Genomic DNA, 20514 nt, shown 5'->3' with positions numbered 1-20514 from the left:
TCCGTTCCGCGTGTGCGGCGGGCGGCCGGGTGGACGACGACGGGCGGGCCTCACGAGGAGACCCGCCCGTCACGGCATCGTCCGGCTCGCACCGGCTGCCGTCGTCAGTAGGACGACAGCCGGAGGTTCTCCGGCACGTCCGCAGCGGCCTCGCGGTCGATGAAGAACACCGTCCGCTTGCGGCCCTTGATGCCGGCGACGGGCACCTCGGTGCGGTCGGCTCCCGCGAGGGCGAGACCCAGCGCGAACGCCTTGTCCGGACCCGCGAGCACCATCCAGATCCGGAGCGACGAGTTGAGCACCGGCAGCGTGAGGGAGATGCGCTCGGCCGGCGGCTTCGGGGAGTTGCGCACGCCGATGACCGCGGCGTCCATCGTGCGGATGCCCTCGCTGTCCGGGAACAGCGACGCGACGTGACCGTCCGGCCCGACACCCAGGAAGGTGATGTCGAAGCGGGGGAGGGTCGTCTCGCCGTTCGCGTGCTCGGCGAGCTCCTCCGTGTACGCCGCGACGGCCTCGTCCAGGCTCGAGCCCTGGTCGCTCGCGCCCATGGCGTGGACGTTCTCGGCGGGCAGGTCGATGTGGTCGAGCAGGGCCTCGCGCACCGTGGTGTCGTTGCGCTCGGGGTCGCCCTGCGGGAGCCAGCGCTCGTCGCCGAACCAGAAGTGGACGCGGGTCCAGTCGACGCTGTCGCGCGCCGCGGACTCGTTCACGGCCGCGAGGATGCTCGGGCCCACCGTCCCCCCGGTGAGGACGACGTTGGCCGTCTCCTCCTCATCCAGGATGTCGACGAGCTTCGTGAGGAAGCGCGCGGCGACGGAGCCGGTCATGGCCTTCTTGTCGGGGTGCACGAGCACCCTGCGGTCGTTCGTCATCGGTCGGCCGAGTCCTTCCGTGCGGTGGTGGACGCGGTGATGTACCCCTGGCCCGCGGTCGACCGCTCGAGGCCGTGACGGATCACGTCGCCGTAGAGCGAGTCGGGGTCGAGGCGCCGGAGCTCCTCGGCCAGGCAGTCCCGGAGGCTGCGGCGCGGGAGGCTCACATCGTGCGTCGGCTGGTTCGGCTGCTTGAGCGTCGCCACGTTCGCGATGGGCCGGTCGAGGTCGATCACGCCGGACGCGCGGTGGAGCCGCACGCCGTGGATCCCGCTCGAGCCCGTGGCCCGGGTCGTGACCTCGTGCAGCACCGGGACCTGCAGCTGCAGGCCCAGCCACGCGGCCAGCAGCACGGTGGAGGGGGAGTCGGCGGCGCCGGACACCTCCACCTGCGTGACGGGCTCGTACGGCGGCTGGTCGAGAACCGCGGCGAGCAGCGCCCGCCACAGGGTGAGACGCGTCCAGGCGAAGTCCGTGTCGCCCGGCGCGTACGTCTCGGCCAGGTGCTGCAGGGCCACGCGCGGGTTGCTGCTCGTGGACGAGTCCGTGATGCGGCGCTGCGCGATGCGGCCGAGCGGCGACTGGCTGACGACCGCGGGCGCGTCGTGCGGCCACCACGCCACGACGGGCGCGTCGGGGAGGAGGAGACCGGTGACCAGGCTCTCCTCGTCCTCGGCGGCCGCGCCGTACACGCGGAGCACGACGACCTCGCTCGCGCCGGCGTCGCCGCCCACGCGGATCTCCGCGTCGACGCGAGCCGACTCGGCCGTCGTCGCCGTCTGCGTGCCGCGCTCGGTGGAGATCACGATGACGCGCATCGGGTGCTCGCGCGACGCGTCGTTGGCCGCCTCGATGGCCTCCTCCTCGCTGCCGTGCGACGTCGAGATGACGAGCGTCAGGACGCGGCCGAGGGCGACCGCGCCGCCCTCCTCGCGGATCTTGACGAGCGCCTTCGAGATCTTGGCGGTGGTGGTGTTCGGCAGATCGACTCTCATGGCCGCCTCCAGGTCCGTCCGTCGCGGGCGAGGAGCTCGTCGGCCGAGGCCGGCCCCCAGGTGCCCGGACGGTACTGCTCGGGCTGGCCCTGCGTGCGCCAGAATTCTTCGATGGGGTCCAGGATCTTCCAGCTCAGCTCGACCTCCTGGTGGCGGGGGAAGAGCGGCGGGTCGCCGAGCAGCACATCGAGGATGAGCCTCTCGTACGCCTCCGGGCTCGCCTCCGTGAAGGCGTGGCCGTAGCCGAAGTCCATGGTGACGTCGCGCACCTGCATCCCCGCGCCCGGCACCTTGGAGCCGAAGCGGATGGTGACTCCCTCGTCGGGCTGCACCCGGATGACGAGGGCGTTCTGCCCGAGCGCCGAGGTCTGGTCCTCCGCGAAGAGGTTCTGCGGCGCGCGCTTGAACACGACCGCGATCTCCGTCACGCGGCGGCCGAGGCGCTTGCCCGCCCGAAGGTAGAACGGCACGCCGGCCCAGCGTCGGGTGTTGATGTCGAGCCGCATGGCCGCGTAGGTCTCGGTCAGGGACTCGGGGTCCATGCCGTCCTCGTCGAGGAAGCCCACGACCTCCTCGCCGCCCTGCCATCCGCCGGCGTACTGCCCGCGGGCGGTGGCGGTGGAGAGGTCCTTCGGCAGGCGCACCGCCGACAGCACCTTCTCCTTCTCGTCCCGGAGGCTCGACGCGTCGAACGCGACGGGCTCCTCCATGGCCGTGAGGGCGAGGAGCTGCAGGAGGTGGTTCTGGATCACGTCGCGCGCCGCGCCGATGCCGTCGTAGTACCCGGCACGACCGCCCACGCCGATGTCCTCGGCCATGGTGATCTGCACGTGGTCGACGTAGTTCGCGTTCCACAGGGGCTCGTAGAGCTGGTTGGCGAAGCGCAGCGCCAGGATGTTCTGGACCGTCTCCTTGCCCAGGTAGTGGTCGATGCGGAACACCGAGTCCGGCGGGAAGACCGTCTCGACGACCGCGTTGAGCTCGCGGGCCGTCTTGAGGTCGCTGCCGAAGGGCTTCTCGATGACGACGCGGCGCCAGTGGCCCTCCTTCTGCTCCGCGAGTCCCGAGCGGCGGAGCTGCTCGGTGACCAGCGGGAAGGACTTCGGCGGGATCGACAGGTAGAACGCGTGGTTCCCCATCGTGCCCCGCTCGCGGTCGAGCTCCTCCGTGATGTCCTTCAGCGTCTGGAACGCCTCGTCGTCGTCGAAGGTGCCCTGCACGAATCGGATGCCCTGGGCCAGCTGGCGCCAGACGTCCTCGTCGAACTTGGTGCGCGAGTACTGCTTGACGGCCTCGTACACGACCTGCTCGAAGTCCTGGTCCTCCCAGTCCCTCCGGGCGAAGCCGATGAGCGCGAAGCCGGGGGGCAGGAGCCCCCGGTTGGCGAGGTCGTAGACGGCCGGCATCAGCTTCTTGCGCGACAGGTCACCCGTCACGCCGAAGATGATGAGGCTGCTGGGCCCCGCGATGCGGTTCAGCCGTCGGTCTGACGGGATCCGCAGGGGATTGAATTCCGGGGTGATATCCACCGGCGACATGTAACTCCTCGATCTGCCGGACGGATCCGGCGATGCGGTCATTCGAGCGTCGAGAGCAGAGCCCGGGCGTCCGTGGTGGGGTCGGTCAGGTTCAGTCGCAGGACGGGACGGCCGTGCTCGGCGAGCACGGTGGCGTCGCCGGCGGCCTGCGCCTGGATGAGCTCGCCGAAGGTGAAGGGGCGGTCCGGGATCTCCAGGTCCGACGCCGCGTCCGCGGTGATCTGCAGGAACACGCCGACGGGGGTGCCGCCCTTGTGGAACTGCCCCGTGGAGTGGAGGAACCGCGGTCCCCAGCCGAACGTGACCGGACGGCCGGCCTTGCGGGCCACGGCGTCGCGGAGGCGCTCGAGCTCGGGGAGCGCGAGGCGGTCGACGAACGCCTGGACCGCCACGTAGCCCGTGGGGCCGACGTGCGCGAGGAGGGCGTCGATCGCCGAGGAGACGTCGGTCGCGCCGTCGGTGACGTCGCTCGTGCCGCGGACTTCGATGCCGTCCGTCGTGACGACGGGAGCCTCGGGCGCTGGGCGGTCGTCGAGCAGTCCGCGCGCGGCGACCTTGGCGGCCTCCACGTCGGGCTGGTCGAACGGGTTGATCTCGAGCAGGCGTCCCGCGACGGCGACGGCGTACTCCCACGTGAGGATCTGCGCGCCGAGCGTGCCGCTGATGACGATCTCGCCCTCGGCGGCGTCGTGCGCGTCGACGTCGGCGACGAGCCGCGCGATCTGCAGGTCGGCCAGGCCGAGCGAGAGCTCGGGGGCGTCGGTCGGCAGGACGACGGGCAACAGGCCCGTGCCGAGCTTGCCGGTCGACTCCGCGATGAGCTGCTCGACCCAGTCGCCGAAGCCCACGATGTGCGTGCCGTCGGAGACGATGCCGAGCTTGTCCTTCAGCGGCGAGGTGCCGGCGATGGCGGCGCCGAGCACGAGGCCCGGGTTCGACACGTCGTCGACGGCGAGCTGCGCGGACGCGGCCTCCGCCTCGTCGAGCAGGCCGGAGATGTCGGCGCCGGCGAGGCCGGACGGCACGAGGCCGAACGCGGTCAGGGCGCTGTAGCGGCCGCCGACGTCGGGGTCCGCGTTGAACACGCGGTAGCCGTCGGCGCGTGCCGACTCGTCGAGCGGCGAGCCGGGGTCGGTCACGATGACGATGCGGCGGGTCGGGTCGATGCCCGCGTCACGGAACGACTTCTCGTAGACGCGCTTCTGACTGTCGGTCTCGAGCGTGGAGCCCGACTTCGACGAGATGACCACGACCGTGGTGGCGAGGCGGTCGCCGAGGGCGGCGAGGACCTGACCGGGGTCGGTCGAGTCGAGGACGGTGAGCTCGACGCCCGCGGTGCGGGTGATGACCTCGGGCGCGAGCGAGGATCCGCCCATGCCGCCGAGGACGACATGGTCGACGCCCTCGCCGCGGAGCTCCTCGCGGAGCGCCGTGATCTCGGCGACGAGCGGACGCGAGACGGAGACCGCCTGCGTCCAGCCGAGGCGCTTGGTGGCCTCGGACTCGGCGTCGGGCCCCCAGAGGGTGCCGTCGAGGCCCGTGATGCCGGACGCGACGTGCGCCTCGACCAGCGCGGGCACGTGGGTCTCGACGGCCGTGGCCGCCGCGCCGCTCAGCGCGATGCGGACGCTCACTTGGCGCCGTCCAGGGCGTTGGTGACGGTCTCGATGAGCTCGCTCCACGACACCTTGAACTTCTCGACGCCCTCCTTCTCGAGGAGCTCGGTGACCTCCTTGTAGGAGATGCCGAGCGAGTCGACCTCGTTGAGGACCGCGTTCGCGGCGTCGTAGGAGCCGGTGATCGTGTCGCCCTCGATGACGCCGTGGTCGGCGGTCGCGTCGAGCGTCTTCTCCGGCATCGTGTTGACGACGTCCGCGGCGACGAGCTGCGTGACGTAGAGCGTGTCGGGCAGGTCGGGGCTCTTCACGCCCGTCGAGGCCCAGAGGGGACGCTGCTTGTTGGCGCCGGCGCCGAGGAGGCCCTGGGCGCGCTCGGACGCGAAGGACTGCTCGAACGCCTGGTAGGCGAGCTGCGCGTTGGCGACGCCGGCCTTGCTCTTCAGCGCGGTGGCCTGCTCGGTGCCGAGCGCGTCGAGGCGCTTGTCGATCTCGGTGTCGACGCGCGACACGAAGAAGGACGCGACGGAGTGGATGGTCGACAGGTCGATGCCCGCCGCCTTCGCCTTCTCGAGGCCGGTGAGGTACGCGTTGATGACCTCGCGGTAGCGCTCGAGGCTGAAGATGAGCGTGACGTTGACGCTGATGCCGGCGCCGATGACCTCGGTGATCGCCTCGAGGCCCTCGCGGGTCGCGGGGATCTTGATCATGACGTTGGGCTCGGCGATCTTGTCCCACAGCTTGTGGGCCTCGTCGATGGTCGCCTGCGTGTCGTTCGCGAAGTCGGGGGAGACCTCGATGGAGACGCGGCCGTCGAATCCGGCGGTGCGGTCGTAGACGGGGCGGAAGATCCGGGCCGCCTCGCCGACGTCGCGGGTCGTGATCTCGAAGACCGCGCGGTCGACGTCGGCGCCGTCGGCCGCGAGCTCGCGGACCTGGGCGTCGTACGCCTCGCCCTTGGCGAGGGCCGACGCGAAGATGGTGGGGTTGGTCGTGATGCCGACGACGTCGCGGTCGGCGATCACCTTCTCGATGCCCTTGGCGTCGATGCGCTCGCGGGACAGGTCGTCGAGCCAGATGCTGACGCCCGCGGCGGAGAGCTGCGCGGTGGGGGATGTGGTGTCGGTCATGTTGCCTTCTCCATGCTGGTTGTGAGGTTCTGGGGGGAGGGGCGCGCACGCGCGCCCCTCCCGGGCACCCGACCGGCGAGCCTCGGGAGGCGGGCCGGTCGGGCCGGGCCGACGGGGAGCGGAGCAGCTCGGCCGCCCCGCCCCTCGTCAGCTTCTAGAGGGAGGCGATGGACTCCTTTGCCGCCTTCACGACGGCCTCGGTGGTGATGCCGAACTCGCGGTAGAGGACCTCGTACTCGGCGCTGGCGCCGAAGTGCTCGATCGAGATGCTGCGGCCGTGGTGCCCGACGTACTGCTTCCAGGAGAGCGAGATGCCCGCCTCGACGGAGACGCGCGCGGCGACCGCCTCGGGGAGGACGTGCTCCTTGTACGCCGCGTCCTGCTCCTCGAACCACTCGAGGCTCGGGGCGCTGACCACGCGAGCCTGCACGCCGTCCGCGGCGAGGGCCTCGCGGGCCTCGAGCGCGAACTGCACCTCGGAGCCCGTGGCGATGAGGATCACGTCGGGCGTGCCCTCGGTGTCGGCGAGGACGTAGGCGCCCTTCGCGACGCCGGCCGCCGAGGCGTACTCGGTGGCCGTGGCGTCGCCCGTGCCGCGCTCGACGACGGGGAGGTTCTGGCGCGACAGCGCGAGACCCGCGGGGCCCATGCGACGCGTGAGGATCGTCTTCCACGCCTGAGCGGTCTCGTTGGCATCCGCGGGGCGGATGACGTCGAGGCCCGGGATGGCGCGGAGGCTGGCGAGCTGCTCCACCGGCTGGTGCGTCGGCCCGTCGCCGCCGAGGGCGACGGAGTCGTGCGTCCAGACGAAGATCGACGGCGCCTTCATGAGCGCGGCGAGACGGACCGCCGGGCGCATGTAGTCGCTGAAGATGAGGAACGTGCCGCCGAAGGGGCGCGTGTTGCCGTGGAGGACGATGCCGTTGAGGATCGCGCCCATGGCGTGCTCGCGGATGCCGAAGTGGAGGACGCGGCCGTAGGGGTCGCCCTTCCACATGTCGGTGGAGCGCTCGGCGGGGACGAAGGACGGCGCGGACTCGATGGTCGTGTTGTTCGACTCGGCGAGGTCGGCGGAGCCGCCCCACAGCTCGGGCATGACCTCGGCGATGGCGTTGATGACCTTGCCGGACGCGGCGCGCGTGGAGACGTCCTTGCCCGCGGGGAACACGGGGAGCGCCTCGTCGAGGCCCTCGGGGGCGTCGCCGGCGAGGACGCGGTCGAGCAGCGTCTTGCGCTCGGGGTTCGCCTCGGCCCACGCGGCGAGCTTCTCGTCCCACTCGCGGTGCTGCTGCTGTCCGCGCTCGATCGCCTGGCGGGTGTGCTCGAGGACGCCGTCCGGCACCTCGAAGCTCTTCTCGGGGTCGAATCCGACGATCTGCTTGACGGCCGCGAGCTCCTCGGCGCCGAGGGCGGAGCCGTGGATCTTGCCCGAGTTCTGCTTCTTCGGGGAGGGCCAGCCGATGATCGTCTTGAGGATGATGAGCGAGGGCTTGCGCGTCTCGGCCTTGGCGGCCTCGACGGCGTCGAACAGCTCCTGGACGTCCTCGACGTACTCGCCCGTCTTCTTCCAGTCGACGTGCTGCACGTGCCAGCCGTAGGACTCGTAGCGCGCGGCCACGTCCTCGGTGAAGGCGATGTCGGTGTCGTCCTCGATGGAGATCTGGTTGCTGTCGTAGATGGCGATGAGGTTGCCGAGCTCCTGGTGCCCCGCGAGGGAGGACGCCTCGGAGGTGATGCCCTCCTGCATGTCGCCGTCGCCGGCGATGACGTACACGAAGTGGTCGAAGGGGCTCTCGCCCGCCGGCGTCTCCGGATCGAACAGGCCGCGCTCGTAGCGGGCTGCGTAGGCGAAGCCGACGGAGGAGGCGAGGCCCTGGCCGAGGGGGCCCGTGGTGATCTCGACGCCGTCGGTGTGGCCGTACTCGGGGTGACCCGGGGTCTTGGATTCCCAGGTGCGGAGGGCCTGGAGGTCCTCGATCTCGAGGCCGTAGCCGCCGAGGAAGAACTGCGTGTACTGCGTCAGCGAGCTGTGGCCCACCGAGAGGATGAACCGGTCGCGGCCGATCCAGGTGCTGTCCGACGGGTCGCGTCGCATGACCTTCTGGAACAGGAGGTAGGCCGCCGGGGCCAGGCTCATGGCGGTGCCGGGGTGACCGTTTCCGACCTTCTCGACCGCGTCCGCGGCGAGGATCCGCGCGGTGTCGACCGCCTTGCTGTCGATGGGGTCCCATTGCAATTCTGCCACTTGGTTCTAGCCCTTCTGAAGATGGGGGGAGGCCCAGCCGGACCGCCTATCAGTATAGGGAACACCCACTCGGCCCTCGGTGTTCCGAGCCCGTCCCGGAGGCCGCCCGCGGCTCGGCTCGCAGGTGCCGTGGCCTACGATGGGGAGGGAATTTCCGGCGAGTTAGAGGTGCGATGAACGTTGCGGTGCAGAGCCGGGTCGATCGGGAGACGATCGGCGTGGCGAGGAAGACCAAGGCGTACGTCGCACTGACGAAGCCGCGCGTCATCGAGCTCCTGCTCGTGACCACCGCGCCCGTCATGATCCTCGCCCAGGGCGGGTGGCCGAACCCGTGGCTGATCCTCGGCGTCCTCGTCGGCGGCACGCTCAGCGCCGGCAGCGCCAACGCGTTCAACTGCTACATCGACCGTGACATCGATCGCGTGATGAAGCGCACGCAGCGCCGGCCCCTCGTCACCGGCGAGCTGTCGGACCGCGAGGCCCTGGTCTTCGCCTGGATCATCGGCGTCGCGAGCATCGTGTGGCTCGGCGTCATCTCGAACTGGCTCGCCGCCGCGCTCTCGCTGGCCGCGATCCTCTTCTACGTCTTCGTCTACACGCTCTGGCTCAAGCGCCGCACGCCGCAGAACATCGTGTGGGGCGGGGCCGCCGGGTGCATGCCCGTCCTCATCGGCTGGGCCGCGGTCACGGGCGACATTTCGTGGGCGCCCGTCATCCTCTTCATGATCGTGTTCCTCTGGACGCCGCCGCACTACTGGCCGCTGTCGATGAAGTACCGCGACGACTACGCCTCGGTGAACGTGCCGATGCTCGCGGTCGTCCGCGGACGCGCGGCCGTGGGCCTCCAGACCATCCTGTACGCGTGGGCCACGCTCGCCTGCTCGCTGCTGCTGATCCCGGTCGCCGGCATGGGCCTCGTCTACACGCTCGCGGCCCTCGCGGGCGGCGGCTGGTTCGTCTACGAGACCCACCGCCTGTACGACCTCGCGGTGCGCCACGAGCCGATCAAGCCGATGCGCGTGTTCCACGCCTCCATCTCGTACCTGTCGCTCCTGTTCCTCGCGGTGGGCATCGACCCCCTCCTGCCCTTCTGATCCGCACGGTCTCGACGGGGTCGCCCGCGGTGAGCGTGGGCGGCACCCGCGGGTCCGCCGTCTGACGCCTCGTCGGCCCCGACCGCGGAGCCCGCGCCCCGGACCGCATCCGCCGAGGGCAGGCGGATCGGACCGGGCGCCGTGCGCGCCGAGGAGCGGGGCGTCGCCCTGGGGCTCCCGCGGCCGCATGCGGTCCGCACATGGTCACCGGTGTCGCCCCGTGATCCCCGCGCCCGGCACGCGCCCCGGGCGCGGTCGGCGTCGCCTCATGCTCCCGCCCGGCTCTCCGACCGGTCCGCGCCGGTCCGGCTCGCGGCATCGGCCTGCGCCCGTCGCCCGACATGACGACGCCCGCCCGAGCGGTGCTCGGACGGGCGTCGACAGGAGGGCGGGATGCGCCGGGATCAGCCCACGTGGGCCGCGCGGCGCACCTCGGCGGGCGTGAGGCGCAGCGTGTCCGCGCGCCGCGTCGTGCTCAGCAGCGTCGCCGTCATCGCGGAGGCCAGCAGGCAGGCGAGCACCATGTGCAGGCCCACCAGGAACTCCGGGAGTCCCGTGCGCGCCTGGATAAGGCCCACGGCGATCTGCACCAGCTCGACGGCGAGCAGCACGCGCGTCCAGCGGGAGACCGCCGGCCAGCGGTGACGCGCCGCGATGACGACGAGCGCGACCGTGAGGCCGAAGGTCGTGTACGCCGGCCAGCTGTGCACGTGCTGCAGCAGCTCCGGGTCGAGCCCGTTGCGCGCGGCGCCGCGGTCGCCGGCGTGGGGACCGGATCCGGTGACGACGATGCCGACGAGGATCGTGACGCCCACCACGGCGGCGGTCACCCGGGCGAGCGCGAGGAAGGAGGCGGGGACCGAGCGCTCCGCCTCGTCGAGCGGGTGGTACGTGCGCCACACCAGCACGGTGGAGAGCACCACGAGCACCACCGAGACGACGAAGTGCAGGCCCACGATGTACGGGTTGAGGCCGGTGAGCACCGTGATGCCGCCGATGACGCCCTGCGCCGGGATGCCGAGCCCGATGGCGAGCGCGAGGGAGAAGAGCCCCCGGCCGCGGTTCCGCAGCCGCAGGACCGCCAGGAACGTGGCGATCGCGACGATCACGAGCACGAAGGTGAGCAGGCGGTTGCCGAACTCGATGATCCCGTGCACGCCCATCTCGGGCGTGGAGACGAAGGAGTCGGCGGTGCATCGCGGCCAGGTCGGGCAGCCGAGCCCCGACCCGGTGAGCCGGACGAGCCCTCCCGTGCCGACGACGAGCGTCTGCACGACGAGCGTGGTCCAGACGAGGATCCGCGTCGCGCGGGTGATCCCGTCCGGGAGCCTCTCGCGCAGCCTCCTCGCCACCATGGTGGTCTGACCTAGCACGCTCCCACTGGGAGACTGCCCCGCATCGGTGCCGTGAGTCACTGCCTGCCTTCCGCGCCCGCTGGATTGCCCGTAGAATCGGGTGGTTCATGGAACACGTCGGGCCTTTCGGCGTCCGGCACGTCAGCGAGGACGGCGGGAACAAGTCCACCCGCGTTCGTGTTCATCCTAAGAGGGGTGCGAGGCGTGAAGCCGCGGCATCCCTGAGACCCACAGTCTTCCCCTCGTCACCGAAGCGGCCCCGCCGTGCGAGGGGGTTGCCGATACGGCGCTGATACGCCCAGATCGTCAGGAAAGCAGGTAGCCATGTCAGATGTGCTCATCGACCGACCCGAGCTCGAGAGCCTCGGGCAGTACGAGTTCGGCTGGTCCGACTCCGACGTCGCCGGGGCGTCCGCCAAGCGCGGCATCTCGCCCCAGGTCGTCGCCGACATCTCGCGGCGCAAGAGCGAGCCCGAGTGGATGCTCGCCAACCGCATGAAGGGTTACGAGCTCTTCGGCAAGAAGCCCATGCCCACCTGGGGCGCCGACCTGTCGGGCATCGACTTCGACAACATCAAGTACTTCGTGCGGTCCACGGAGAAGCAGGCCCAGACGTGGGAGGACCTGCCCGACGACATCAAGAACACGTACGAGCGGCTCGGCATCCCCGAGGCGGAGCGTCAGCGCCTCGTCTCCGGCGTGGCCGCCCAGTACGAGTCCGAGGTCGTCTTCCACTCCATCCAGAAGGAGCTCGAGGACCAGGGCGTCATCTTCATGGACACCGACACCGCGCTCCGCGAGCACCCCGAGCTGTTCAAGGAGTACTTCGGCACCGTCATCCCGGCGGGCGACAACAAGTTCGCCGCGCTGAACACGGCGGTGTGGTCCGGCGGCTCGTTCGTGTACGTGCCCAAGGGCGTCCATGTCGAGATCCCGCTGCAGGCGTACTTCCGCATCAACACCGAGAACATGGGCCAGTTCGAGCGGACGCTGATCATCGCGGACGAGGGCAGCTACGTCCACTACATCGAGGGCTGCACCGCCCCGATCTACAAGTCCGACTCGCTGCACTCCGCGGTCGTCGAGATCATCGTGAAGAAGGACGCCCGCGTCCGCTACACGACCATCCAGAACTGGTCGAACAACGTCTACAACCTCGTCACCAAGCGCGCGACGGCGGCCGAGGGCGCCACCATGGAGTGGATCGACGGCAACATCGGGTCCAAGGTCACGATGAAGTACCCCTCCATCTACCTCATGGGCGAGCGCGCCAAGGGCGAGACCCTGTCCGTCGCCTTCGCGGGCCCCGGCCAGCACCAGGACGCCGGCGCAAAGATGGTGCACATGGCGCCGTACACGCAGTCGTCGATCGTCTCCAAGTCGATCGCGCGCGGCGGCGGCCGGGCCGGCTACCGCGGCGAGATCCGCGTGGACGCGGCCGCCCACCACTCCGCCAACACCGTCCGCTGCGACGCGCTGCTGGTCGACACCATCTCACGCTCCGACACGTACCCCGCGATCGACATCCGGGTGGACGACGTGCAGCTCGGCCACGAGGCCACGGTCTCGCGCGTCAGCGAGGAGCAGCTGTTCTACCTGATGAGCCGGGGCATGCCCGAGGACGAGGCCATGGCCATGATCGTCCGCGGCTTCATCGAGCCCATCGCCCGAGAGCTGCCCATGGAGTACGCGCTCGAACTCAACAAGCTCATCGAGATGGGCATGGAAGGATCCGTCGGCTAGATGACGACCCCACTCGCCACCACAGAAGCCCCCGTCCCCGCCGACCAGCACGGCAGCCGGGCGCACACCGACGGAGGGTGGGGCGTCATCCCCATCCAGACCCGCTCCGAGCGCTTCACGTCCACGGACGTCGAGGCGTTCGACGCGGTCACCGGCCGCGAGGCCGTCTGGAAGCTGACGCCCGTCCGCCGGCTCGACGACCTCATCTCGGGTGAGCTCGACGGCACGCGCTACCCGTTCGCCACCACAGGGGGTGAGGGCACGTCCGTCTCCTGGATCGCGCGGGACGACGCCCGCGTCGGCACCGCCGGCGCCCCCGAGGACCGCGCCCAGGCCAACGCCTGGTCGTCCTTCGGGGAGGCGCTCGCCATCGAGGTGTCGGGCGAGCAGCCCGTCACCGTCACGGTCGGCCGCTCCGAGCTCGGCTCGGCGCCCCGCGCGGCGCACACCGTCATCACGGCGGCGCCCTTCAGCCGCGGCGTCGTCATCCTCGACAACGCCGGGTCGGCCTCGCTGGTCGAGAACGTCGAGATCGTCGTCGGCGACCAGGCCGAGCTCACCGTCGTCACGGTGCAGCAGTGGGACGACGAGGCGCGCCACCTCGCCGCGCACCAGGCCGTCGTCGGCCGGGACGCGAAGCTCAAGCACGTGGTGGTGACGCTCGGCGGCTCCATCGTCCGGGTCAATCCCTCCACGCACCTCTCGAACGAGGGCGCCGACGGCGAGCTCCTCGGCGTGTACTTCGCCGACGCGGGCCAGCACCTCGAGCAGCAGGTCTACGTCGACCACGACGCCCCGAACACCCGCAGCCGCGTCACCTACAAGGGCGCGCTGCAGGGGAAGGGCGCCCGCACCGTGTGGATCGGAGACGTGCTCATCCGTCGTTCCGCACCCGGCACCGACAGCTACGAGCAGAACCGCAACCTCGTCCTCGCGGACGGCACGCGCGCCGACTCGGTCCCGAACCTCGAGATCGAGACCGGCGACATCGCCGGCGCCGGTCACGCGAGCGCCACGGGCCGCTTCGACGACGAGCAGCTGTTCTACCTCCAGGCCCGCGGGATCACGGAGGAGGAGGCGCGTCGCCTCGTCGTCCGCGGCTTCCTCAGCGAGATCGTGCAGCAGATCGGCGTCCCCGACCTCGAGGAGCGGCTGCAGGCCGCCATCGAGGCCGAGCTGGCCGGGACGAGCACCGGGGCGGTCGTCCGATGACCGCCGTCCGCATCTGCGCCGTCGACGAGCTGGGCGAGAACGAGGCGCTCCGCATCGAGATCGAGGGCCTCGCCATCGCGCTCGTCAAGGACTCCTCGGGCACCGTGCACGCCATCGGCGACACCTGCACGCACGGTGACATCTCGCTGGCCGAGGGCTTCGTCGAGGGCGACACCCTGGAGTGCTGGGCCCACGGCTCGAAGTTCTCCCTCGAGACGGGCAAGCCGCGCACGCTGCCGGCGTACGAGCCCGTCCCCGTCTACCCCGTGACGATCGTGGACGGCGACATCCACATCGACACCACCCCGAAGAGCTAGAGGAACCGCACGCATGTCAACTCTCACCATCACCGACCTGCACGTCAGCGTCGACACCGAGCAGGGTCGCAAGCAGATCCTCAAGGGCGTCGACCTCACGATCAACGAGGGCGAGATCCACGCGATCATGGGCCCGAACGGCTCGGGCAAGTCCACGTTGGCGTACTCCATCGCGGGCCACCCCAAGTACCACGTCGACTCCGGCTCGGTCACGCTCGACGGCGTCGAGGTGCTCGACATGAGCGTCGACGAGCGCGCGCGTGCCGGCCTGTTCCTCGCCATGCAGTACCCGGTCGAGATCCCCGGCGTCACCACCACGAACTTCCTCCGCACCGCGAAGACCGCGATCGACGGCGAGGCCCCGGCCATCCGCGGCTGGATCAAGGACGTCCGCACCTCCATGGCGGCGCTCAAGATGGATCCCGCGTTCGCCGAGCGCAACGTCAACGAGGGCTTCTCCGGCGGCGAGAAGAAGCGCAACGAGGTGCTGCAGCTCGAGCTGCTGAAGCCGAAGTTCGCGGTGCTCGACGAGACCGACTCCGGCCTCGACGTCGACGCGCTCAAGATCGTCTCCGAGGGCGTCAACCGCGCGAAGGCGAACACGGGCCTCGGGCTCCTGCTCATCACGCACTACACGCGCATCCTCCGCTACATCCAGCCCGACTTCGTGCACGTCTTCGTCGCCGGTCGCGTCGCCGAGCAGGGCGGGCGCGAGCTGGCCGACCGCCTCGAGGACGAGGGCTACGACCGCTTCCTGACGCCCTCGACCACGGTGGACGCGTGAGCACGCAGAGCACGCTGACCCCGCAGAAGTTCGACGAGGTCGAGGAGGCGCTCAAGGACGTCATGGATCCCGAGCTCGGGATCAACGTGGTCGACCTGGGGCTCATCTACGACCTCGCGTGGGACGACGAGAACGACGCCCTCATCATCCACATGACGCTGACATCGGCGGGCTGCCCGCTGACCGACGTGCTCGAGGAGCAGACCGCGGAGGCGCTCGACGGCGTCGTGGCCGCGTTCCGCATCAACTGGGTGTGGATGCCGCCGTGGGGTCCGGAGCGGATCACCGACGACGGCCGCGACATGATGCGGGCCCTCGGCTTCTCCATCTGATCCGCGCCCGCGCCGCGCGACCTCGACGGCCCCTCCCGCACCGGGTGGGGCCGTCGTCGCGTCGGGGCCCGCCTCTCGGCCGCCGTCGGGAGGGGCGGGACGCCGCCGTCTCGTACACTGGACCGGTCGGGTCCGATGGACGCCCTCGACCGACCGGGCTCGACCCCCTCTGCTGCGGGTCGCCCCTCTCCCACGGACCGTGGGACATCCGCTGATCAGAAGGACCTCTCACCGTGCTCGCTGTACACGAACTGGAGCTGCGCGTCGGCGCCCGCGTCCTCATGGAGGACGTCTCGTTCCGGGTGAGCCCGGGGGACAAGATCGGCCTCGTCGGCCGCAACGGCGCCGGCAAGACCACGCTCACCAAGATCCTCGCGGGGGAGGGCCAGCCCACCGGCGGCCGCATCGACCGTTCTGGCGAGATCGGCTACCTCCCACAGGACCCGCGCTCCGGGAACCCTGAGGACCTGGCGCGCACGCGCATCCTCGACGCACGCGGGCTCGGCACGCTGTCGCTCGACATGCAGCGCGCGATGCTCGACATGGCGTCCACCGACGACAAGGTCTCGTCGAAGGCCATGAAGGACTACGGCCGGCTCGAGGAGCGCTTCGTCGCGCTCGGCGGGTACGCGGCCGAGGCGGAGGCCGCGTCCATCGCGAGCAACCTGAGCCTGCCGGACCGGATCCTCGACCAGCCGCTCAGCACCCTCTCCGGCGGTCAGCGCCGGCGCATCGAGCTCGCGCGCATCCTCTTCTCCGGCGCCGACACGATGCTCCTCGACGAGCCCACCAACCACCTCGACGCCGACTCCGTCACCTGGCTCCGCGAGTTCCTCAAGGGCTACCAGGGCGGCCTCATCGTGATCAGCCACGACGTGGAGCTCGTCGGCGACACCGTGAACCGCGTCTTCTACCTCGACGCGAACCGCATGGTCATCGACATCTACAACATGGGCTGGAAGCACTACCAGCGCCAGCGCGCCGCCGACGAGGAGCGCCGCAAGAAGGAGCGCGCCAACGTCGAGAAGAAGGCCGGCGTCCTCCAGCTGCAGGCCGCGAAGTTCGGCGCCAAGGCATCGAAGGCGGCGGCCGCCCACCAGATGGTGCGGCGCGCGGAGAAGATGCTGTCCGGCCTGGAGGAGGTGCGCGCCGTCGACCGCGTCGCCAAGCTGCGCTTCCCCGAGCCCGTCGCCTGCGGGCGCACACCGCTCATGGCGAGCGACCTCAGCAAGAACTACGGCTCGCTCGAGATCTTCACGGCCGTCGACCTCGCCATCGACCGCGGCAGCAAGGTCGTCATCCTCGGCCTCAACGGCGCGGGCAAGACCACGCTGCTGCGGATCCTCGCGGGCGTCGACGAACCCGACACCGGACGCCTCGAGCCCGGACACGGCCTGCGCATCGGCTACTACGCGCAGGAGCACGAGACGATCGACGTCAAGCGGAGCGTGCTGGAGAACATGGTCTCCTCGTCGCCGGACATCTCCGAGATGGAGGCGCGACGCGTCCTCGGCTCGTTCCTGTTCACGGGCGACGACTCGGCCAAGCCCGCGGGCGTCCTCTCCGGCGGCGAGAAGACGCGCCTGGCGCTGGCGATGATCGTCGTGTCGGGCGCCAACGTGCTGCTCCTCGACGAGCCCACCAACAACCTCGACCCCGCGAGCCGTGAGGAGATCCTCGGCGCGCTCAACACCTACTCCGGCGCGGTCGTGCTCGTGAGCCACGACTCCGGCGCGGTCGAGGCGCTCAACCCGGAGCGCGTCCTCATCATGCCGGAGGGCACCGAGGACCACTGGAGCCCCGACTACATGGACCTCATCGAGCTCGCCTGATCCGACTGGGCGCAGCCCGCGGCCTCCCGACGGGAGCGTCGGGGCGGGGTGCGCTCAGCGCGCGTCGTCGAGGATCCGGTCCTCGACGTCGGCGTCCGAGGGCTGCTTCCGCGCCCGCTTCGCCTGGCGGGCACGCTCGCGGTCCTGCTCCTCGGGGTCGTCCTGGTTGATGATGCGGTACTCGTTGCGGATCGCGACGCCCAGCCCCACGAAGGCGATGATCGCGAACACGAGCCACTGGAAGGCGTAGGAGAGGTGCGGGCCCTCGTCCTCCTCCGGACGCGGCGTGGCGAACGGCGCCGCGGCCGCGGGGGCCGGGTCCTCGGACATCAGCAGGCCGTACGCGCCGGTGAACGTGGGCGCCTGGATGCGGTCGGCGATGTCGGGCAGGTTCACGGTGGCGATCTGCCCTTCGGGGGCGGTGCGTCCCGGCAGCTCCGGTTCGCCCGCCTTCAGCCGCGCCGTGACGGTGACCTCGCCCGCGGGCGGCGCCGGCACGGAGTCAGGGGAGTCCTGCGAGTTGCCGATGGGCACCCACCCGCGGTCGACGACGAAGACGCGTCCGTCCTCGAGGCGCAGCGGCGTGAGGACCTCGAAGCCGGGCTGCCCGTTGAAGGGGCGGTTGCGCGCGAGGATCTGCTGGTCGACGAGGTACGTGCCGGTCATGGTGACCGGGGTCCACTTCTGCGTGTCGACGTACGCGGACGTGTCGGCGAGCACCTGGTCGACCGGCTGCGCCGCGCGATCCCAGTTGTCCTCCACCTTGGCGATCTCGGCGAGGGCCTCGTCGCGACGGGCGAACTGCCAGTGGCTGAGCAGCACGCAGGCGATGGAGAAGACCACGGCGACGAGCAGGTAGCCGGCCCAGCGGCGGTTGAGGACGAAGCGCCAGCGGTTCACGCGATCGCCCCCTCGACGGGCGCGTCGACGGCGGCGACCCGCACGGGGAAGTCGCGGCCGGCGAGGAAGTCGCGGAGGAAGCCGACGTGCTCGTCGCACGCCGTCCACGTCTTCACGCGGTCGGCGGTGTGGATCCGCGGGTTCCGCCACTCGACCCGCCAGGCGGCGTCCACCCGGCAGCCGGCGCGCGAGCACTGGACGACGTCGGGGGACGGACCGGAGCCGAGCCCCCAGGAGGCGAGCCCGCTCACGCGTCGGTCGGGGAGTCGGGCACGCCCGGCTCGGCGGCCGATGCGGGGCGGGAGGCGTGCGGACGCGGTTCCGGAGCGCGGCCGGTCTCGTACGTGGTGAAGGGCTCGGGGGTCGTGAAGGCCTCGGAGGAGCGGGACGGCTCGGACGGCGCGTGCGGCTCCGACATCGTGAACGGCTCGGAGGGGACGTACGGCGCGGCCGGCGGAGGGAAGCCCGAGTGCCGCGCGGACACGGCGACGACGCCGCCCGGGCGCTCCACGGCCGTGCCCTGGTTGCCGCCCACGTTCGCGAGGATGACCGCGAAGTAGGGGAGCACGACGGCGCCGACGGCCGCGACGGCCAGCCACCAGCCCTGGAGGAACAGGCAGGACAGGATGCAGACCATCCTGATGCTCATGGCGATGGTGTACTTCACCATGCGCGCGTGACGGTCCTCCTGCGGGGACCGGGGGAGGCTGGTGACCGATTGCTGCGGGGCTGGCATGCGTGGTTGGCGTCCTTCGAGGGCACGTCGCGCGCCCCATCGGGACAAGGGTACGCCGCACCACCGATAGGATCTCCCGAGTCCGCATGCCCCCGCCGAGCCGTAAGGGAAGGTCCCCCATGAGCGCCGCACGCACCGTCCTCGTCACCGGAGGCAACAGGGGGATCGGGTACGCGATCGCGGAGGAGATGCTCCGCCAGGGCCACCGCGTCGCCGTCACCGCCCGCTCGGGCGAGGGTCCCGCGGGCAGCCTCACGGTCCGCGCCGACGTCACCGACGCCGCGTCCGTCGACGCGGCGTTCACCGAGGTCGAGGCCGCGTACGGCCCGGTCGAGGTCGTGGTCGCCAACGCCGGCATCACCCGCGACACCCTGATGATGCGCATGAGCGACGCCGACTTCACCGAGGTGGTCGACACCAACCTGGGCGGCGCCTTCCGCGTGGTCAAGCGCGCGTCCAAGGGCATGCTCAAGGCCCGCTTCGGCCGCATCGTCCTCATCTCGAGCGTCGTCGGCCTCTACGGCTCCGGCGGCCAGGTCAACTACGCGGCGTCCAAGAGCGGGCTCGTCGGCCTCGCCCGCTCGGTCACGCGCGAGCTCGGCGGTCGCGGCATCACGGCCAACGTCGTGGCCCCGGGCTTCATCGAGACCGACATGACCGCCGAGCTGCCCGAGGCGACCGCGGCCGAGTACCGGAAGTCCATCCCGGCCGGCCGCTACGGCACCGCCGCCGAGGTCGCCGGCGTCGTCGCGTGGATCTCCTCCGACGAGGCCGCGTACATCTCGGGCGCCGTCATCCCCGTCGACGGCGGCCTCGGCATGGGCCACTGACGCCGCTCGTCGGGGAGAGGGCCGTGTCCGACCTCCTGGCCGCGTGGGACATCGGTCCCGCCGAGCTCACCGAGCTCGGAGCCACGCACAACCACGCGTACCGCGTGGACGTCGAGGGGGGATCGCGCTATCTGCTCCGCCTGCACGTCGCGCGGCGGAAGCCCCACGAGATCGACCTCGAGCTCGACTGGCTGGCCATGCTGGCCGCGCGCGGCGGGGCCTCGGTGCCCGTGCCGCAGCGCACGCGCGACGCGAACTGGACCGCGACCGTCGAGGCCGCCGTGCCGGACGACGACGAGGTCGGCCTCCGTCGGGCGGTGACGGGCGCGTCGGGGGAGCGGGTCGAGCTGCGGCTCGCGAGCCTCCTCACCTGGCACGACGGCGAGATGCTGAGCAGCCTCCCGGCCACGGCCGACGCCGGGCCGTTCGCGGAGGCGCTCGCGGCGCTGCACGCCGCGGGCGCGGACCCGGCCGCGGTCGCCCTGGCCTCGCGCCGTCGCCGGTACGACGCCGACTACGCCGCCCTGCGGCTGGAGAGGCTGGCGGACGGCTACCCCGGCATCATGGCCGACGGGTCCACCGCCGCCGCGCTCGCGGGCGCCGTCGAGGAGCTGCGGGCCACGCTCGCGGAGGCAGGGCCCCCGATCATGGTGCACGGCGACTACCACCCGGGCAACCTCATCCAGGGGCCCGACAGCGCCTCCGTCATCGACTTCGACCGCTGCGGCCTCGGCCCGGCGGGACTCGACGTCGCCGCCGCGATCATGTACCTCGCGCCCCGGCAGCGCGCGCAGTTCCACCGCGCCTACACCGCGGCGGGCGGAAGCACGGGCGTCCCCGACGAGCGCTTCGGCGCGTTCATCTTCCTGGCGTACCTCGACAACGTCACGCACCTCGCGAGCCTGCCGTCCGAGCGCGAGCGGATGCCCGCGAACATCGCGCAGCTCGTCGCCATCGCCCGGGCGGTCGTCGGCGGCTGA

At 71.1% G+C, this 20514-nt stretch carries 19 protein-coding genes; 9 read left to right on the top strand and 10 right to left on the bottom strand.

Annotation, left to right across the window (positions count from 1 at the left end; genetic code table 11):
• Positions 1-104: 104 nt before the first annotated feature.
• The 6 genes from pgl to tkt form a co-directional block, all read right to left on the bottom strand.
• The gene (pgl, locus tag PED38_RS12225; protein ID WP_063071791.1) at positions 105-875 is read right to left on the bottom strand and encodes a 6-phosphogluconolactonase; all 771 of its coding nucleotides are present in this window, start codon (positions 873-875) and stop codon (positions 105-107) included.
• Positions 872-1870, bottom strand: coding sequence for a glucose-6-phosphate dehydrogenase assembly protein OpcA (locus PED38_RS12220; RefSeq protein WP_063071792.1), 999 nt, complete (start codon positions 1868-1870; stop codon positions 872-874). Before PED38_RS12220 ends, pgl begins: the two co-directional genes overlap by 4 nt.
• Positions 1867-3408: a glucose-6-phosphate dehydrogenase gene (gene zwf / locus PED38_RS12215; RefSeq protein WP_063071793.1), complete on the bottom strand. Its 1542-nt coding sequence runs from the start codon at positions 3406-3408 to the stop codon at positions 1867-1869. Before zwf ends, PED38_RS12220 begins: the two co-directional genes overlap by 4 nt.
• A 38-nt stretch (positions 3409-3446) precedes the next feature.
• On the bottom strand, positions 3447-5042 hold the full coding sequence (locus tag PED38_RS12210; RefSeq protein WP_063071794.1) for a hypothetical protein: 1596 nt from the start codon (positions 5040-5042) through the stop codon (positions 3447-3449).
• Positions 5039-6154 (bottom strand): transaldolase, encoded by a 1116-nt coding sequence (tal, locus tag PED38_RS12205; protein ID WP_063071795.1) that lies wholly within the window; start codon positions 6152-6154, stop codon positions 5039-5041. Before tal ends, PED38_RS12210 begins: the two co-directional genes overlap by 4 nt.
• Positions 6155-6308: 154 nt before the next feature.
• Entirely contained in the window at positions 6309-8399 is a 2091-nt protein-coding gene (tkt, locus tag PED38_RS12200; protein ID WP_063071796.1) for a transketolase, read from the bottom strand.
• 173 nt (positions 8400-8572) lie between these two features.
• Here tkt and PED38_RS12195 point away from each other — a divergent pair, with 173 nt between their 5' ends.
• Complete coding sequence (locus PED38_RS12195; RefSeq protein WP_063071797.1) at positions 8573-9493, top strand: heme o synthase; 921 nt, start codon at positions 8573-8575, stop codon at positions 9491-9493.
• 404 nt (positions 9494-9897) lie between these two features.
• Here PED38_RS12195 and PED38_RS12190 read toward each other — a convergent pair whose 3' ends face one another.
• On the bottom strand, positions 9898-10908 hold the full coding sequence (locus tag PED38_RS12190; RefSeq protein WP_063071798.1) for a COX15/CtaA family protein: 1011 nt from the start codon (positions 10906-10908) through the stop codon (positions 9898-9900).
• A gap of 264 nt (positions 10909-11172) precedes the next feature.
• Between PED38_RS12190 and sufB the strand changes: the two genes are divergently transcribed.
• From sufB to PED38_RS12160, 6 genes are all read left to right on the top strand, one after another.
• Positions 11173-12591, top strand: a complete 1419-nt coding sequence (gene sufB / locus PED38_RS12185; protein WP_012038419.1) for a Fe-S cluster assembly protein SufB — start codon at positions 11173-11175, stop codon at positions 12589-12591.
• A complete protein-coding gene (sufD, locus tag PED38_RS12180) occupies positions 12592-13803 on the top strand; it encodes a Fe-S cluster assembly protein SufD (protein ID WP_270981474.1) in 1212 nt (403 codons plus the stop codon).
• Positions 13800-14120, top strand: coding sequence for a non-heme iron oxygenase ferredoxin subunit (locus PED38_RS12175; protein WP_015490400.1), 321 nt, complete (start codon positions 13800-13802; stop codon positions 14118-14120). Before sufD ends, PED38_RS12175 begins: the two co-directional genes overlap by 4 nt.
• A gap of 13 nt (positions 14121-14133) precedes the next feature.
• Positions 14134-14904 carry a Fe-S cluster assembly ATPase SufC gene (sufC, locus tag PED38_RS12170; protein WP_063071799.1) on the top strand — a complete coding sequence of 257 codons (771 nt, stop codon included), beginning with the start codon at positions 14134-14136 and terminating at the stop codon, positions 14902-14904.
• Entirely contained in the window at positions 14901-15236 is a 336-nt protein-coding gene (locus PED38_RS12165) for a metal-sulfur cluster assembly factor (protein ID WP_043669540.1), read from the top strand. The genes sufC and PED38_RS12165 overlap by 4 nt, the downstream gene beginning before the upstream one ends.
• Positions 15237-15469: 233 nt before the next feature.
• Positions 15470-17068, top strand: a complete 1599-nt coding sequence (locus PED38_RS12160) for an ABC-F family ATP-binding cassette domain-containing protein (RefSeq protein WP_270981472.1) — start codon at positions 15470-15472, stop codon at positions 17066-17068.
• Between the two features lie 54 nt (positions 17069-17122).
• On the opposite strand, the gene PED38_RS12155 is transcribed toward PED38_RS12160, so the two are convergent.
• The 3 genes from PED38_RS12155 to PED38_RS12145 are packed head-to-tail and all read right to left on the bottom strand — an operon-like array spanning position 17123 to position 18704.
• Positions 17123-17968 (bottom strand): SURF1 family cytochrome oxidase biogenesis protein, encoded by an 846-nt coding sequence (locus PED38_RS12155; protein WP_270981471.1) that lies wholly within the window; start codon positions 17966-17968, stop codon positions 17123-17125.
• Complete coding sequence (locus PED38_RS12150) at positions 17965-18219, bottom strand: hypothetical protein (RefSeq protein ID WP_063071802.1); 255 nt, start codon at positions 18217-18219, stop codon at positions 17965-17967. Before PED38_RS12150 ends, PED38_RS12155 begins: the two co-directional genes overlap by 4 nt.
• Entirely contained in the window at positions 18216-18704 is a 489-nt protein-coding gene (locus PED38_RS12145; RefSeq protein WP_063071803.1) for a DUF3099 domain-containing protein, read from the bottom strand. Before PED38_RS12145 ends, PED38_RS12150 begins: the two co-directional genes overlap by 4 nt.
• A gap of 119 nt (positions 18705-18823) precedes the next feature.
• Between PED38_RS12145 and fabG the strand changes: the two genes are divergently transcribed.
• Positions 18824-19534: a 3-oxoacyl-ACP reductase FabG gene (fabG, locus tag PED38_RS12140; RefSeq protein WP_063071804.1), complete on the top strand. Its 711-nt coding sequence runs from the start codon at positions 18824-18826 to the stop codon at positions 19532-19534.
• Between the two features lie 23 nt (positions 19535-19557).
• A complete protein-coding gene (locus PED38_RS12135; protein WP_063071805.1) occupies positions 19558-20514 on the top strand; it encodes a phosphotransferase enzyme family protein in 957 nt (318 codons plus the stop codon).

The organism is Clavibacter sp. CT19 (assembly GCF_027858075.1).
Classification (GTDB): Bacteria; Actinomycetota; Actinomycetes; order Actinomycetales; family Microbacteriaceae; genus Clavibacter; species Clavibacter tessellarius_A.
This window is presented reverse-complemented; position numbering and strand designations above follow the sequence as displayed.